The sequence below is a fragment of the Mesorhizobium sp. BR115XR7A genome (assembly GCF_020165315.1).
Classification (GTDB): Bacteria; Pseudomonadota; Alphaproteobacteria; order Rhizobiales; family Rhizobiaceae; genus Mesorhizobium; species Mesorhizobium australicum.
Window position 1 is genome coordinate 782,429 of sequence record NZ_JAIUHW010000001.1, and the last position, 15,733, is coordinate 798,161.

Below are 15,733 nucleotides of genomic sequence, written 5' to 3' on the forward strand. Positions count from 1 at the left end.
CGATTGTGCGTTGGATGGTATAGAGTCTCGGCGCGCGCTGGGCAACGTCCATGCCGGTCGTCAGATGCAATCAATGTGGCGCTTCTTCGACCGGTAACGCCTCTATGATCACAAAGGCTTGAGCGAGCGGGAAATCATCCGTGATGGTGAGGTGGATCGCCGCCCGATGACCTTGAGGCAGGATCTTTTCCAGCCGCGCCAGCGCCCCGCCGGTCAGCGCCATCGTCGGCGCACCGCTGGGCAGGTTGACGACACCCATGTCACGCCAGAAGACCCCTTGTGCCAGACCAGTGCCCAGTGCCTTGGCGCACGCCTCCTTGGCGGCAAAGCGCTTGGCGTAGGAAGCTGCGCGGGCGCGCCGGTTCTCCGAACGCGCCTGTTCCACCTCGGTGTAGATCCTCTGGATGAAGCGCTGGCCGTGACGCTCAAGCGATTTCTCGATGCGTGTGATGTCGATCAGGTCGCTGCCGATGCCGATGATCATTGGGCGGCGGAACCGACGCTTCCGCCGGGATGAGGCGAATGCTCACGGCGTCTCGCGCGCTCGGCCAGCCGCTTGCGCCGCTGTTCGCGGAAGACATTCATGCCCCAGCGCGTGATGCCGTAGAACACCAGGCCGAACACCAGCCCGAGCGGCACCGCGCCGATCAGCATCGGCTCCAGGACGGGATGCCATAGTTTGGCGAAGGACAGCGTGTGCAGCATCTCGCCCAGATGCGCCGGCGGACCATGTGTCGGCAGGCGATCGTGCAGGATGAGCTTGCCGGTTTCCCAGGATGCGCCCCACAAGAGCGGAAAAGTCAGCGGATTGCCGAAGAATACGGCTCCCAGAGCGGCGGCCACCAGATTGCCGGCGATCACCCAACACAGAACGGCGGCAATGATGAAGTGGAAACCGACGGGGAAGAACGAAGCAAAGACACCCGCGGCGACGCCGGCCGCCACCGCATGCGGGGTGGCCTTCAGCCGCAGAATGCGCTTGGAGAAATATTGAAGCGAGCGCGAAAACGAACGGCGCGGCCACAGATAGGTACGCACCCGCTCGAAAAGGCCATCAGGCTTGCGGCGACGAAAAAGCACTCTCTTCCTATTCCCGACAGTTCACAGCTTACACGCCGGCTGTTTCCAGCCAGGCTTCGACCGCCACATCTTGCGCTTTACGGTCGCCAGAAGGCAATCGCGACTTTGATATAGCCATCCGCAAGCCCAACAACAACCGAAGGCCGTACGCTCAGCGTCCGCAGCGCCAGATTTTTGGTCAGATCCATCTTCTCCACACCGGACAATCGCGGCGAATTTGAGAAGTGGTTTCGGCTAATTGTCGCAGCCGGATGACCGATATGCGGCCAGGGGTTCCTGCCGGCTTCGACAAGGGCACCATCCGTGGCCGAGACGATATCCTTCCGGCGCGGTGCCTACTTCAGATATTCGCTGACCTCGACCAGATTGTCGTCGGGATCGCGGAAATAGACCGACATCATAGGTCCTCGCGCGCCGATGCGCTCAACCGGACCGACTTCGATGGCAACGCCGTCGGCCGCGAGGCCGGCCTGGATTTCGGCGAGAGGCACCGCCGACACGAGGCAGAAATCGCCAGAACCCGGCGTCGGCGTCCTTGCCTTTGGCTCGAAAGTGCGGCCGACTTCGTGCAGGTTGATCTTCTGCGAACCGAACAGAAGCGCTGTCGGCCGGTTCGGCTGATCCAGGCGCCGCATGCCAAGCACGCGCCGGTAGAAATCGCAAGTCGCTTCAACCGAGCGGACCGTCAGCACGAAATGGTCGATGCCGGCGATCATTTCGACCTCCCCGTCAGATGTTGCGGCTGCCCGGCTTGATGGCCGGGATGGCGGCAAGCTCCGGCGGCAACCTGTCCGGCGGATAGGCCGGAACTTCATATTCGGCAAGCGCGATCAACGGCACGCCGACATGGGTCTTGCCGGCCGAACGGTCGATGATGCAGGCGGCCGCGACCACCTCTGCGCCGACGTCGCGCAGGCAATCGATGGTTTCGCGGATCGACAGACCGGTGGTGACGATGTCCTCGACGATGACGACGCGGGCGCCTCGATCGATCTCGAAGCGGCGCAGGCGGAACTCGCCTCCTTCCCGCTCCACCCAGATCGCCGGCACGGCAAGGTGGCGCGAGGTTTCGTATGCCGGGATCAGGCCGCCGATCGCCGGCCCGACGACATAGTCGATCTTGCCTAGCACGGCGGCGCGGATCTCCTTGGCCAGCGCCTTGCACAGCCGCTCGGTCTTGTCGGCATGCATGAAGACGCGTGCCTTCTGCAGGAAAACTGGACTGCGCAGGCCCGACGTCAGGATAAAATGACCCTCGAGAACAGCGCCAGCCCCGCGGAATATGTCCAGCACTTCGTCGGTATTCATCTCGTCCCCCATGGTCGGCTATCGCTAGCCATTGACGCGCCGCGCATCGCTGACGCTCGAATTGTCCTTGAGCTGCGACAGCAGCCGGTTGAGATGCTTCAGGTCCCAGACTTCGAGGTCGATCAGCATTTCGGTGAAATCGGGCGCGGTGCGCACCATCGACAGCGTATGGATGTTGGCGTCGTTGGAGGCAACGACCTGGGCGATATCGGCAAGCGAACCCGGCGCGTTGATGGCGGTGACCGAGACGCGCGCGGGGAACCGTTCCTTGGTGCGCTCGTCGATGTCCCAGCGCACGTCGATCCAGCGCTCCGGCTGATCGTCGAAGGCCTGCAGCGCCGGAGACTGGATCGGGTAGATGGTGATGCCGGTGCCCGGCTGGACGATGCCGACGATACGATCGCCAGGGACCGCGCCTTCCGGCGCGAAGCGCACCGGCAGGTCGCCGCGCACGCCGCGGATCGGCACGGCGCCGGCGCCTGGCTGGTCCTTGTCCTTGCGCGCGGCCCGGCCAGGTATCTGGAACAGCATGCCTGCGGCGTTGCGGATCTTCGACCAGCCCTCCTCGCGCTGCTTGGGCGCTGCCGGCGTGACGCGCTCGTCCTTGTAGTCGGGGAACACCGCCTTCATGACATCGGTTGAGGCCAGTTCGCCGCGGCCCACGGATGCCAGCACATCCTCGATGTCCTTGCGTGCCAGCCTGTGCAGCACGGGCTTCAGGCTTTCCCTGGTGAAGGTCTTGCCGGCTCGTTCGAAGGCACGCTCCAGGATACGCGCGCCAAGGCCAGAATACTGCTTGCGGATCGCATTCTTGGTGGCGCGGCGGATGGCTGCGCGCGCCTTGCCGGTGACGACGACCGATTCCCATGCGGCTGGTGGCACCTGCGCTTTGGAGCGGATGATCTCGACTTCGTCGCCATTCTTCAGTTCCGTCATCAGCGGCATGATGCGGCCATTGACCTTGGCGCCGACGCAGGTGTCGCCGACATCGGTGTGGACCGCATAGGCGAAATCGATCGGCGTGGCGCCGCGCGGCAAGGCAATCAGCATGCCTTTCGGCGTGAAGCAGAACACCTGGTCCTGGAACAGCTCCAGCTTGGTGTTCTCGAGAAAATCCTCGGGATTGTCGCCCTCGGCCAACTGCTCGATGGTACGGCGCAGCCAAGCGTAGGCGTTGGTCTCCTTCGAGATCGCATGGCCGGCGCCGTTCGTCTTGCCGCCGGTGTCCTTGTAGATCGAATGGGCGGCGACGCCGTATTCGGCGATCTTGTTCATCTCGCGGGTGCGGATCTGCAGTTCGACGCGCTGGCGCGAAGGCCCGACGATGGTGGTGTGGATCGAACGGTAGTCGTTCTGCTTCGGGGTCGAGATGTAATCCTTGAAACGGCCGGGCACCATCGACCAAGTGGTGTGGATGGCACCCAGCGCGCGATAGCAGTCCTCGACGCTGTCAACGACAACACGGAAGCCGAAAATGTCGGACAGCTGCTCGAAGGACAGCGCCTTGGCCTCCATCTTGCGGAACACCGACCATGGCTTCTTCTGCCGGCTCTTCACGCCGGCGTTGATGGCGTGCTTTTCAAACAGGGCCGACAGCGCCTTTTCAATGTCGGTCAGCACGCCCTTGTTGCGCTCGAATATCTCGGCGAGCCGCGCGGTGACGGCCCGGTAGGCTTCCGGATTGATGAAGCGGAAGGCGATCTCTTCCAGCTCCTCGCGCATGCCTTGCATGCCCATGCGCCCGGCCAGCGGCGCGTAGATATCCATCGTCTCCTCGGCGATGCGCAGGCGTTTGGCCTCGGGCATGTGATCGAGGGTGCGCATGTTGTGCAAACGGTCGGCGAGCTTGACCAGCAGCACGCGAACATCTTCCGAGATCGCCAGCAAAAGCTTGCGCAGGTTCTCCGCCTGCTCGGCCTTCTTGGAGACGAGGTCGAGTTTCTTGAGCTTGGTCAGGCCCTCGACCAGCTTGCCCATTTCGGGGCCGAACAGATCGTCGATCTCGGCCCGCGTCGCCGTCGTGTCCTCGATGGTGTCGTGCAGCAGGGCGACGGCGATGGTCGCCTCGTCCATGTGCATCTCGGTGAGGATGGCGGCGACTTCGAGCGGATGCGAGAAATAGGGATCGCCGGAAGCGCGCTTCTGGTGGCCATGCTTCTGCATGGCGTAGACATAGGCCTTGTTGAGCAACGCCTCGTTGACGTCAGGCTTGTAGCGCTGGACGCGCTCGACAAGCTCATACTGACGCATCATGGGCTAAATCTCTCGGCGATGAAATGAATCATGCGCCGCACTGTTGTACGGCGCATGCCGGTACCAACTGTCGCAAATACCAGATTCACGCATTATGCCAAGTGCGGCCAAAACTGCATCTGGTATTTGCGACAGTTGGTACTAGATAGCCACGAAACCGCCGGGACGGAAGTGCCGGAACGGAGGCTTAGTAGTCGTCGCTCTTTTCCGGGGGCACCAGGCCTTCGATGCCAGCCAGGAGATCTTCCTCGGTCATCCGGTCGAAGGTGACGTTCTCCTCGGCGTCGTCGGCTTCGGCGGCCGCAACAGCGCCGCCGGTCTGATCAGCGATCACTTCGCCATCGGCTTCGGGCTCGTCGACCTCGACATGCTTCTGCAGCGAATGGATCAGATCTTCCTTGAGATCATCGGGCGACAGCGTCTCGTCGGCGATCTCGCGCAGTGCGATGACGGGGTTCTTGTCGTTGTCGCGCGGGACGGTGATCTGCGCGCCCTGGCTGATCTGACGGGCGCGGTGGCCGGCCAGAAGCACCAGCTCGAAGCGGTTGTCGACCTTGTCGATGCAATCTTCAACGGTTACGCGGGCCATGGACTGCCCCTTTCATGCCTGGATTTAATGGAAAACAGGCGCGGTCCATAACCCGAACGGCGCCAAAATACAAGCATCATGGCAATGCGGGCCCACAGGGCACTCAATCTCAATATCGAACTCCCGATCTAGCAAAGCAGCCGGGTCCAGGGTTCGGCGCCACGATCACAATTGCTTGCAGTGCGCCACATGCCCTTGGATTGCCACCAAACTGGCGTTATCTCGATTGGTCCAAGGTCGGCCGGTTATTAGAGCCTGACCGATAGTCGCTACCGCATTTCGTTTAGACGGCCGTTTTTTCGAAAAGGATTATTTCCATGTTCGACCCTCGTGAAAAAATCGCCCTGTTCATCGACGGCGCCAATCTCTACGCCACATCGCGCGCGCTCGGGTTCGACATCGATTATCGCAAGCTCCTGGCGAGCTTTCACAAGCGCGGTTACCTGTTGCGCGCCTACTATTACACCGCGCTGGTCGAGGACCAGGAATACTCCTCGATCCGGCCACTGATCGACTGGCTCGACTATAACGGGTTCAAGGTGGTCACCAAGCCGGCCAAGGAATTCACCGACTCGACCGGCCGCCGCAAGATCAAGGGCAATATGGACATCGAGCTTACCGTCGATGCCCTGGAACTCGCCGATGTCGTCGACCACTATGTCATATTCTCCGGAGACGGTGATTTCCGAACGCTGGTCGAAGCGCTGCAACGGCGTGGCCGCAAGGTGTCGATCGTCTCGACCATGGCCTCGCAACCTCCGATGATCTCAGACGACCTGCGCCGGCAGGCCGACCATTTCATCGACCTGGCGACGCTGAAGAACGAAGTCGGCCGCGATCCCTCCGAACGACCGGCACGGCGGCCCGAACCGGCTGAAGTCGACGAGGACGACTACTGAGGCCGGTCGACTTGACCGCCCCTTCACTTTCCGAACCCAGCCGCGATTGCCCGCTCTGCCCGCGGCTGCATGATTTCATCGCCGAATGGCGGCAGCGCGAGCCGTCATGGTTCAACGCGCCGGTGCCGACCTTCCTGCCACTGGGCGGCGAAGATACCGTCCAGCTTCTGATCGTTGGTCTGGCGCCTGGCCTGCGCGGCGCCAACCGCACCGGGCGCCCCTTTACCGGCGACTATGCCGGCGACCTGCTCTATTCGACACTGATTGCCCACAACTTCGCACGCGGCGAGTTCAAGGCGCGGCCCGATGATGGGCTGGAACTCCTCGGCACTGCGATCACCAACGCGGTGCGCTGCGTGCCGCCGGAGAACAAGCCGGTCGGTGCCGAGATCGCCACCTGCCGGACATTCCTGGTGCCGACGATCGCTCGCTTTCCCAACCTGCGCGCCGTGCTGGCGCTGGGATCGATCGCGCACCAGTCGACCGTGCGGGCACTGGGCGGGCGCGTCGCCGCCTATCCATTCAAACATGGCGGCCAGTTGGAAGCCGGCGGCATCATGCTGTTTTCGAGCTACCATTGCTCGCGCTACAACACCAATACCGGTGTGTTGACCGAAGACATGTTCGTCAGGGTATTTGGCGAGATTGCGGCATTCCTGAAGAACTGAGCTCTCGGATACCGTGCGGTCTGCGGTGCCTGCTCACACCGGCAGCAAGGCATCCGGCTTCACGTCGCCGATCGAGGCATAGGTATGTGTCTCCTTCACCCCGGGCAGCGGCAGGATGACGCGTTTGAGAAAGTCCTGATAGTCGGCCATCTCGGCAATGCGGGCCTTCACGAGATAGTCGAAGCCGCCGACGACCATGTGGCATTCCAGAACCTCGGGCGCCTTTGCCACCGCCTCGGCGAAGCGGTCAAAGATATGCGGGGCCGCGTGATCGAGCCGCACCCGATGAAGACAAGCATGCCGCGGCCAATCTTTGCCGGATTGAGCACCGCCCTGACGGCGGTGATGAACCCGTCGCGAAACAGGCGTTTCACGCGCTGGCTGGCCCCGGTTGGTGACAGGCCGACGCGCGCTGCCAGGTCGAGCGTGGTGCGGCGCCCATCTTCCTGCAGCAGTCGCAGAAGACTGCGGTCGACGGCGTCCAGGTCAACTGGTTCAGGATTCACGTTCAAGCCCTCCTATTTGCGTGAATTACACTTCAAATTGTAAAAAACAGCGTATTTTGTCGCGACCATTTCGACCATAGGCTGCGCTTCATCGCAAGGTCGAGGGCTGTCTCCTCCTGGCGACATGAACATGCGGCGGAACTGACATGGCGGACGGACGAGACACGGGAGACACAAGACTGGCGGTGATCGCCGGCCTTGTCATGATCGCCATCTATGCAGCGCAGTTCGTCGCCGCCCGCTTCAGCCTCAGGGAGCATCTGACGGCCACCGACATGGCCAGCCTGCGCTTTGCCGGTGCCGGCGCGGTGTTCCTGCCGATCGTCTGGAGGCGCGGCCTGGCGACCATGAAGGCGCTGGGCTGGCGGCGTGGACTGACGTTGGCTGCACTGGCCGGATTGCCCTATCCGCTGATCATCAACTGGGGCCTAACCCACGCGCCCGCCGCCCATGCCGCGGCGCTCTGCCCGGCCTCGATCGTGTTCTTCTCGTTCCTATTGTCGCTGTTCAGGGAAAGCGCGTCGCGTCGGCGGATCATTGGCGTCGTCACGATCATCGCCGGCTTGTTGCTGTTCATAGCGCCGGCGCGCACCGGCGCCAGCGATGTCCTGTTCGGGGACCTGCTGTTTATCGGATCGGGCGCGATGTTTTCCACATATGCCGTTCTTGTGCAGCGATAGCGTGTCGACCCGGTCACGGCGACCGCGAGCGTCGTGCTTTTGTCCTGCCTGCCGCTGCCACTTCTTTATGTCTTGGCGCCAAGCGGCCTCCATGCCGCCGCAGGCGCCGAAATCGCCAGCCAGATCGTCATTCAAGGTCTTCTCGCGGGCGCTGCCGCAATGTTCCTCTACACTTACATTGTCGACCGATTGGGCTCACAGGCTGCATCATTGTTCCTGCCGGGTGTGCCGGTCGCCACCGTGATGGTCGGCATGGTCGTGCTTGGCGAGACCCCGCTGGCTATTCAATGCGTGGCCATCGCCATCATGGCCGCCGGAATGGGTTATTCGGCGATGGGTCGACGCAGCACCAGGGAAAGTCTGGCTATCTCGACATCAGCTGGATCGTGAATGGTTTCAGGGGCATGGCAGGCTGCCGAAGAACAGGACCGGCATCGGATCGGGCCTGTTCATCAAGGTGTGGAGGCGAGCAGCGCCGCCAACTTCTCCGGCCCGCCCTGCAAAACGTTCAGATCGACGTCCCCCTCGATGCCGTTCACGCGCCCCCTGTTGTGGTACTGCCAGTAGATCCAGTCAGGGCGGTCCGGTTCCATGAGCAGTGAGCGTAGCCAGACTGGGCGAGCGGCTATTTGCCCGGCATAAGCGGCCTCGGCTTCATCCGTCAGATAGACGATCGCCGGCTTGCCGAATGCCGCCTCGACAGGTCCGAGGAAGGCCTGGAGTTCGGCATTCAACTGTTCGGGCGACGGACGCCGCGGACAGTTGCCGCCGAACTCGATGTCGACCACCGGCGGCAGCAGCGGCTGATCGTGCGGCACCACCGAGATGAAATTCCTCGCCTGGTCGGCGCCCGGCCGGCAGAAGGTGAAGAAATGATAGGCGCCGACGGCGAGTCCGGCGGCGCGGGCCTCGCGCAGATTGCCGGCGAAGGCGTCGTCGACATGGTCGCCGCCTTCAGTCGCCTTGATGACGACGAAAGCCACATCATCGGCGGCAACACGCCGCCAGTCGATCCGGCCCTGATGATGGGAGACGTCGATGCCCCTGACCGGATATCGGTCGCGGTCGGGAGAGTAGGTGCGGAAATAGGCCACTCCTCCCGCAGCAATGACACATGCCAGGGCAAGACTGGCCGCGCCCCAGAGAACAATCCGCTTCTTCAAGACCACCCCTGTTGGACTTGCCGGTTGTTCGGCGTTGAAAACCAGACCGTTGGCTTTGCAGGCTATCTCCCGATCACCCGCGTTCCTTCAGCAGCCGGCCTTTTTCGCGCGACCAGTCGCGTTGCTTTTCGGTCTCGCGCTTATCGTGCAGTTTCTTGCCGCGGCCGACGGCAAGCAGCAGCTTGGCGCGTCCCTGGTCGTTGAAATAGATTTTCAGCGGCACCAGGGTCATGCCTTCGCGGTCCACGCTCTGCGACAGCTTGGCCATTTCGCGCTTGTTGAGCAGCAGTTTGCGGCGGCGGCGCGGCTCGTGGTTGAAGCGGTTGGCCTGCAGATATTCGGGCAGATAGGAATTGATCAGCCAGATCTCGCCGCCTTCGACCGAGGCATAGCTGTCCTGGATGTTGGCCTGGCCCTGACGCAGCGACTTGACCTCGGTTCCGGTCAGCACAAGGCCGGCCTCGATCGTGTCGAGCACCTCGTAGGAAAACCGCGCTTTGCGGTTTTCGGCAACGGTCTTGTTGTTGGGATCGGCTTTTCTGACTTGGTTCATGAGGTCTAGAGTCCGTTTCGAAACTCGCTCCCGCGAGTCAGATGATGGTGCTACCGAGAACCGGAGCGGAGCGTACATATAGTACGGGAACACCGGAAGCGCAGGTGGCGCCTTCAGATGATCGCGGGAGCAGACTTCCCAAACGGCTCGCTAATTGATCAAGCCGGCGTGCTTCATGGCCGCATCGATCCTCTCGGCCGTTGCCGGTTCAACAGTCACCAGCGGCGAACGCAGCACGTTCTCGACCTTGCCCAGCTTCGACAGTGCATATTTCGCGCCGGACACGCCGGGCTCGATAAAGATCGCCTTGTGCAGCGGCAAGAGACGGTCCTGCAGCTCCAGCGCCTTCGCACTGTCGCCCGAAAGCGTTGCTTCCTGGAATTCGGCGCAGAGCCGCGGCGCGACGTTCGAGGTCACCGAGATGCAGCCGACACCACCATGCGCGTTGAAACCGAGCGCGGAAGCGTCCTCACCCGAAAGCTGGATAAAATCCTTGCCACAGGTCATGCGCTGCTCCGACACGCGCTCGACCTTGCCGGTGGCGTCCTTGACGCCGACGATGTTCTTGAAGTCGTGCGCCAGCCGGCCCATCGTCTCCGGCATCATGTCGATGACCGAGCGCGGCGGGATGTTGTAGATGATGATCGGCAGCTTGGTCGCCCGGGCGACCGCGGCAAAATGCTCGTAGAGGCCGCGCTGTGTCGGCTTGTTGTAATAGGGCGTTACGACCAGGGCAGCATCGGCGCCGGCCTTTTCGGCATACTGCACGAGCCCGACGGCTTCCTCGGTGTTGTTGGAACCGGCACCGGCAACCACCGGGGCGCGGCCCTTGGCCACCTCGATGCAGATCTTGACGACGTGGCGATGCTCGTCATGCGACAGCGTAGGCGACTCGCCCGTTGTGCCGACAGGAACCAGGCCTGTCGTGCCCTCGCCAAGCTGCCAGTCGACGAACGCGCGAAAGGCTTTCTCGTCGAAACGCCCGCTCTTTTCGAACGGTGTCACGAGCGCGGTAAGCGAGCCTCTCAGCATATCGTCCAACTCCTTGGGACTTCTCGGTTCACGCATGTCGTTGTCCCAAAACCGGTATCCACTTTTGGGCGCCATGCACTTTGTTGGTTGTGCATGTCGTTACCCCCAAAACCGGTATCCACTTTTGGGCGTCATGCATCGGTGTTTCGTGGTGCGCCTTCTAACCGAAAGCGAAGCCGCGCACCATAGTCTCGACATTGTTGCGCGGCAAGCATTGCCATGGTGCCAGCAAGCGTAATTCGAACGGCCTCGATAACCCTTTGTTTACGAGCCCTTCACGACCTAAGTTTAGGCTTCAAGGCTTCTTCGCCGCCGGTAAAATACTGGATTAAGGAAAGACACGCGATCATGCCGACCAGTCGGCCCCATCTCTTCGCGCTGCTTGGCGCCGTCGCCGCGCTGATGCCCGGCGTGGCGATCAGCGGCAGCGTCGATGTGCGGGTCACCTCGGCCATCCCGGTGCCTGGTGTACAGGACAAGGCGCAACAGGCCCCCTCACCCAGCGTCGCACTGTTGAAAAGTGGGCTGGATGCGCTGGCGGCCGGCGATATTGCCGGCGCGCGCGGTGTGCGTAATGCACTGCCCGCACAATCGCTCGACCAGCACATATTGGCCTGGGCGATCGCGCTTTACGGCGGAGACAAGGTTCCAAGCGGCGACATCGCGGCGGCCGCGAAGATGCTGCCCAACTGGCCGGGCACCGTTGCCTTGCGCAAGAACAGCGAGCGCGCGCTCTACCGCGAAAACCCGGCGGCGGATGTCGTCGTCAAGGCATTCGACGGCAGCCAGCCGCAGACATTCGAAGGCGTGATGGTTCTCGCGCGCGCCTATGTGTCGTCCGGCAACGCCAAGGCGGCGCGATCGGTGCTGTCGCCGTTCTGGCGCACCGCGATCCTGGAAGCCAAGGACGAGACGGCTCTTGTAAAGGAGTTCGGCAGCCTTGTTCCTGCCGCCGACCACCGTTTTCGCATGGAGCGCATGTTCTATGCCGACCGGGTGAATTCCGCCTTGCGTGTCGCCGGCCTCGCCGGCGCCCAGCAGCTTGCCGACGCCTGGGCGGCGGCCGACAGGGGCGACAAGAATGCCGCCAAACTGCTGAAGGCGGTGCCGGCGGCGCAGCGTTCGGCCGGCTATTTCTTCGCGCAGGCCGAGTATCTGCGCAAGCAGCAGGATTTTGCGGGCGCCGCGGCGGTTGTCGTGAAGGCGCCGGCGGACCGTGACTCCCTGGTCGATCCGGATGCCTGGTGGGTCGAACGCCGGGTGCTGTCGCGCGAACTGGTCGACCAGGGCGACATGAAGACGGCATACAGGATAGTCGCCACGCATGCCGCCGAAAGCGCGGCCAATGCGGCGGAAGCCGAGTTCCATGCCGGCTGGTACGCGCTGCGTGGCCTGAACGATCCCAAGCTCGCGGCGACTCATTTCGCGCGCATCGCCGACCTTGCCCAGGGACCGATGACCCTGTCGCGCGCCTATTACTGGCTCGGCCGCGCGGCGGAAGTCGGAGGCCCTGGCAATGCCAAGGACTATTTTGGACGTGCGGCGACCTACGGCACCACGTTTTACGGCCAGCTCGCCGCCGAACGTGTCGGCCGGCAGGCGCTCAACATCGTCTATCCCCAGCCAAGTGCCGCCGACCGGCAGAGCTTTGCCGGCCGCGAGGCCGTCTCCGCCATCAAGCGCCTGCAGGAGGCGGGCTACGACCGCTATGCCGAAACGCTCTACCGCGACCTTGCCGGCCAGTTGACCAGTCCGGGTGAACTGGCGCTGCTCGCCATCCTGGCGGAAAAGCAGGATAACCATTTCATGGCGCTGAAAATCGGCAAGATCGCCGGAGCGCGGGGCATCGACGTCGGAGCGCTGTCCCATCCGCTCGGCGTCATCCCCGATTCGGCCAATATTTCCGGTTCCGGCAAGGCGCTGGCCTACGCGATCGCCCGCCAGGAAAGCGAATTCAATATCGGCGCCATATCCAGTGCCGGTGCGCGCGGGCTGCTGCAGCTGATGCCGGCAACCGCCAGGCAATTGGCGAAGAAGGCTGGATTGCAGTTTTCGCAGACCAGACTGACAACCGACGCCGCCTATAATGCGACGCTTGGTTCGGCCTTCCTCGGCGAACAGCTGGATCGCTTCAACGGCTCGTACGTATTGACCTTCGCGGGCTACAATGCCGGCCCGGCCCGGGCCGGCCAGTGGGTGGCGAAATATGGTGACCCGCGCGGCAAGGACATCGATGCGGTGGTGGACTGGATCGAACGGATTCCCTACACGGAAACAAGAAGTTACGTGCAGCGCGTGATGGAGAATTACGAGGTCTACAAGATGCGTATCTCCGGCAAGTACGACATCGTCGGCGATCTCGTGAACGGGCGGAGTTGAAGTTTTTGCTCTTCCTTCGTGAGGAGAAGGAGGAGCCTTTCCCATTTGACCCTCCCGCGCTCCGTCTATAGCAGACGTGGACGATCCCTTCGGCTAGAGAACCCGTCCCATGTCGAGCAACCCAGGTTTCTCCGACTTCTTCTATGCCGCGCCAGATGGGCTGAGACTTCACGCGCGCGTCTATGGCGAAGCGAATTCCGCACATTGGCCGGTCGTCTGCCTGCCTGGCCTCACACGTAATGCGCGGGATTTTCACGAGCTGGCGCTCTATCTCTCAACGCGATCCGCCTTTGCGCGCAAGGTCATCGCCTTCGACTATCGCGGACGCGGACAGTCGGCCTACGATCCCGATGTCAGTCACTATAATGTCGGCGTCGAGGCGGGGGACATCCTTGCCGGGCTGACGGCGCTCGGCATCAAACAGGCGGCCTTCATCGGCACCTCTCGCGGCGGGCTGATCATCCATGTGCTTGGCGCGATGCAGCCGGCGGCGCTGAAAGCCATCGTGCTCAACGACATCGGGCCAGTGATCGAGCCCGCCGGCCTTGACCATATCCGCGCCTATCTCGATCCCACGCCAAGACCGAAGAGCCGTGCCGAGACTGTCGATGCCCTGCGCGACACCCATAGCAGCGACTTTCCCGCCCTCGCTTCGGCGGATTGGGAGCGGATGGCGTCAGCGCTCTATCGCGAGACAGATCAGGGGCTGATGCCGGATTTCGACCCGAGGCTGGTTGAAACGCTCGCCGCCCTCGACCTAAGCAAGAAACTGCCGGATTTGTGGGCGCAATTCGAGGCGCTGGCCGTCATGCCTATGCTGGTCATACGCGGTGCCAGTTCGAGACTTTTCTCCGTCGAGACGCTTGAAGAAATGAAGAAGCGCCACCCAAACCTCGAGGCGATCACGGTCGAGGGCCAAGGCCACGCGCCTTTCCTCGAGACCGGCAGCCTGCCCATCGCCGTTGCTGCTTTTCTCGATCGCGCCGAGAGGCAATAAGCGGCAAATAAGCCTCAAGACCAGATCAGATCCCGGGGCTGTTACGGCGGCAAGGCAAACTGTCGGAACTACTTGGCCTTGGAGCTTTTGCGGGTCGCTTTTGGCGGCGCCTTCGCCGACGCGCCCTCATCCGTCTGCTTCCGCTTCGCCGACGGCGTCGTCACCGGCGACGAAAACAGCGAGCTTTCCGCGTTGCCGGCCGGCTGCTCGCCGCGAGGCTTCTCCAGCACGACAACGCAACCATCGAGATCATTGGTGGCCAGATGCGCGTAGCGCATGGTCATCGACAAGGTCTGATGGCCAAGCCACATCTGCACGCGGCGGATGTCGATGCCGCCCTGGACAAGACGCGAAGCGCAGGTGTGGCGCAGGATGTGCGGCACCACCTGGTCGTCGGCCCCGAGCCCGACTTCCGCCTTGGCATCGTTCCAGATGGCGCGAAATTGTGCCTGGCTGAGCTTGGTGAACGGCCCCTTGGGCCGGCGCCCTTCGGCCGGAGGCAGCTTGATGACCTCCTTGACCCGCTCGGTCATCGGGATTGTGCGGCTGCGACCGGACTTGGTGATCCAGAAGGAGACGCGATGTTCCTGGATATCGTTCCAGATCAGCCCGAGCGCCTCTCCGAGGCGGCATCCGGTGTCGACCAGGAAGACGGAAAGCCGGTAAGCATCCTCGCTGCGGCTCTTGATGGCGGCAAACAGCCTGGCCTCTTCGTCCCTCTCGAGGAAACGAATCCGTCCCGCCCGCTCCTTCTGGCGGCGGAACTCGGGCAGGCTGTGGATATCTCCCATCTTGTACGCCTTGCGCAGCAGTTTGCTGAGAGCAGCCATCTTTCGATTGATGGTCGCGTTGCTGTTGCCGCGCTGGCGCAAGGTGCCGATAAGGTTGTCCAGGGTACTCTGGTCAAAGGCGCTGAAACGCTCCCCAAGGAGGATCTCGTCTATCTCGCCGATGAAGGAGCTGACATTATATTTATGCCGTCCATCATCCCACAATATGTCTCGATAAGCTAAAAAAAGATCTCCAACCCGATGCGACGTTACTTCTCTTATCTTGTTGTAGGTATAGTTGAATTTCGCGTTTTGAGAAGAATACATCGCATAGTGGTCAGAGGGCCCTCCCTCTTGAATCGCTTCGTTGGTCATTATTCCCCACACCCCCGAATGGATAGGCTAGGCCTAACCGCTTAGAAGTGTCCTTTCAAGAGTTTTTAAGCCGTGGCTAATTTCTTCCGTCGATTGACGGATCCCAGCGAAACCGCTCCACAGGCCTAATTCAGCTACCGATTCCCCCTGTCCCTTCTGTTGCGTTGACCCAGCCACGAAACAAAAACAGCCCGGACGTTTGTGCGCCCGGGCTGGATTTCAGCTGTAAAGAACCAGCCCCTTAGAAGGAGCGCTGGAAGCGGAGGACTCCGCCGATGCTGCTCTTCTTGGTCGCGTTGGTCCAATTGGAGAAGTCTGCGTCGTCGAACTTGCCTGCATTGAGGTAGTCGACTTCGGCCGTGACCGTGAAGCCGGGAACGATATCATAGGCAATGTTCGCGGCAATGCCGAGGTTCTTCCATTCGTCATACGAGACCTGAGCGTTGAACGAGGTCTTCTCGTTGAACTTGTAGGTGCCGCC

At 62.1% G+C, this 15,733-nt stretch carries 16 protein-coding genes and 2 pseudogenes; 6 read left to right on the forward strand and 12 right to left on the reverse strand.

Features of this window, described 5'->3' with window-relative positions; translation table 11 throughout:
- Nucleotides 1-70: 70 nt before the first annotated feature.
- From acpS to rpoZ, 6 genes are all read right to left on the reverse strand, one after another.
- On the reverse strand, nt 71-484 hold the full coding sequence (acpS, locus tag LB557_RS04150) for a holo-ACP synthase (protein WP_015318576.1): 414 nt from the start codon (nt 482-484) through the stop codon (nt 71-73).
- On the reverse strand, nt 481-1,080 hold the full coding sequence (locus LB557_RS04155) for a DUF2062 domain-containing protein (protein WP_015318577.1): 600 nt from the start codon (nt 1,078-1,080) through the stop codon (nt 481-483). Before LB557_RS04155 ends, acpS begins: the two co-directional genes overlap by 4 nt.
- A gap of 335 nt (nt 1,081-1,415) precedes the next feature.
- A complete protein-coding gene (locus LB557_RS04160; protein WP_015318578.1) occupies nt 1,416-1,796 on the reverse strand; it encodes a VOC family protein in 381 nt (126 codons plus the stop codon).
- A gap of 13 nt (nt 1,797-1,809) precedes the next feature.
- Entirely contained in the window at nt 1,810-2,388 is a 579-nt protein-coding gene (gene pyrE / locus LB557_RS04165; RefSeq protein ID WP_224643254.1) for an orotate phosphoribosyltransferase, read from the reverse strand.
- A 24-nt stretch (nt 2,389-2,412) separates the two neighbouring features.
- The gene (locus tag LB557_RS04170) at nt 2,413-4,641 is read right to left on the reverse strand and encodes a RelA/SpoT family protein (RefSeq protein WP_023771627.1); all 2,229 of its coding nucleotides are present in this window, start codon (nt 4,639-4,641) and stop codon (nt 2,413-2,415) included.
- A 187-nt stretch (nt 4,642-4,828) separates the two neighbouring features.
- Nucleotides 4,829-5,230, reverse strand: coding sequence for a DNA-directed RNA polymerase subunit omega (gene rpoZ / locus LB557_RS04175; protein ID WP_015318581.1), 402 nt, complete (start codon nt 5,228-5,230; stop codon nt 4,829-4,831).
- A 317-nt stretch (nt 5,231-5,547) separates the two neighbouring features.
- Here rpoZ and LB557_RS04180 point away from each other — a divergent pair, with 317 nt between their 5' ends.
- Nucleotides 5,548-6,129, forward strand: a complete 582-nt coding sequence (locus LB557_RS04180) for an NYN domain-containing protein (RefSeq protein WP_015318582.1) — start codon at nt 5,548-5,550, stop codon at nt 6,127-6,129.
- An 11-nt stretch (nt 6,130-6,140) separates the two neighbouring features.
- Nucleotides 6,141-6,797, forward strand: coding sequence for a uracil-DNA glycosylase (locus LB557_RS04185; RefSeq protein ID WP_140663089.1), 657 nt, complete (start codon nt 6,141-6,143; stop codon nt 6,795-6,797).
- 33 nt (nt 6,798-6,830) lie between these two features.
- On the opposite strand, the pseudogene LB557_RS04190 reads toward LB557_RS04185, so the two are convergent.
- Nucleotides 6,831-7,303 (reverse strand): annotated as a pseudogene (locus LB557_RS04190) (Lrp/AsnC family transcriptional regulator).
- A gap of 146 nt (nt 7,304-7,449) precedes the next feature.
- Here LB557_RS04190 and LB557_RS04195 point away from each other — a divergent pair.
- Together LB557_RS04195 and LB557_RS04200 are read left to right on the forward strand one after the other, a co-directional pair.
- Nucleotides 7,450-7,983, forward strand: a complete 534-nt coding sequence (locus LB557_RS04195) for a DMT family transporter (protein ID WP_224643255.1) — start codon at nt 7,450-7,452, stop codon at nt 7,981-7,983.
- A 15-nt stretch (nt 7,984-7,998) separates the two neighbouring features.
- Nucleotides 7,999-8,373: pseudogene (locus LB557_RS04200) on the forward strand (EamA family transporter); the annotation flags it as partial.
- A gap of 62 nt (nt 8,374-8,435) precedes the next feature.
- On the opposite strand, the gene LB557_RS04205 reads toward LB557_RS04200, so the two are convergent.
- The 3 genes from LB557_RS04205 to dapA all read right to left on the reverse strand — a co-directional run bounded on the left by LB557_RS04205 (nt 8,436) and on the right by dapA (nt 10,731).
- Entirely contained in the window at nt 8,436-9,146 is a 711-nt protein-coding gene (locus LB557_RS04205; RefSeq protein WP_224643257.1) for a GH25 family lysozyme, read from the reverse strand.
- Between the two features lie 73 nt (nt 9,147-9,219).
- Nucleotides 9,220-9,699 (reverse strand): SsrA-binding protein SmpB, encoded by a 480-nt coding sequence (gene smpB / locus LB557_RS04210; protein ID WP_006202221.1) that lies wholly within the window; start codon nt 9,697-9,699, stop codon nt 9,220-9,222.
- Nucleotides 9,700-9,849: 150 nt separating this feature from the next.
- Nucleotides 9,850-10,731, reverse strand: a complete 882-nt coding sequence (gene dapA / locus LB557_RS04215; protein ID WP_015318586.1) for a 4-hydroxy-tetrahydrodipicolinate synthase — start codon at nt 10,729-10,731, stop codon at nt 9,850-9,852.
- Nucleotides 10,732-11,079: 348 nt separating this feature from the next.
- Here dapA and LB557_RS04220 point away from each other — a divergent pair, with 348 nt between their 5' ends.
- Nucleotides 11,080-13,110: a lytic transglycosylase domain-containing protein gene (locus LB557_RS04220; RefSeq protein WP_224643258.1), complete on the forward strand. Its 2,031-nt coding sequence runs from the start codon at nt 11,080-11,082 to the stop codon at nt 13,108-13,110.
- A 109-nt stretch (nt 13,111-13,219) separates the two neighbouring features.
- A complete protein-coding gene (locus tag LB557_RS04225) occupies nt 13,220-14,107 on the forward strand; it encodes an alpha/beta fold hydrolase (protein WP_224643259.1) in 888 nt (295 codons plus the stop codon).
- A 68-nt stretch (nt 14,108-14,175) separates the two neighbouring features.
- On the opposite strand, the gene LB557_RS04230 is transcribed toward LB557_RS04225, so the two are convergent.
- Complete coding sequence (locus tag LB557_RS04230) at nt 14,176-15,252, reverse strand: tyrosine-type recombinase/integrase (protein WP_181174660.1); 1,077 nt, start codon at nt 15,250-15,252, stop codon at nt 14,176-14,178.
- Between the two features lie 241 nt (nt 15,253-15,493).
- Nucleotides 15,494-15,733: porin (locus tag LB557_RS04235; protein ID WP_224713009.1), on the reverse strand; the 240-nt coding region annotated here is incomplete at its 5' end.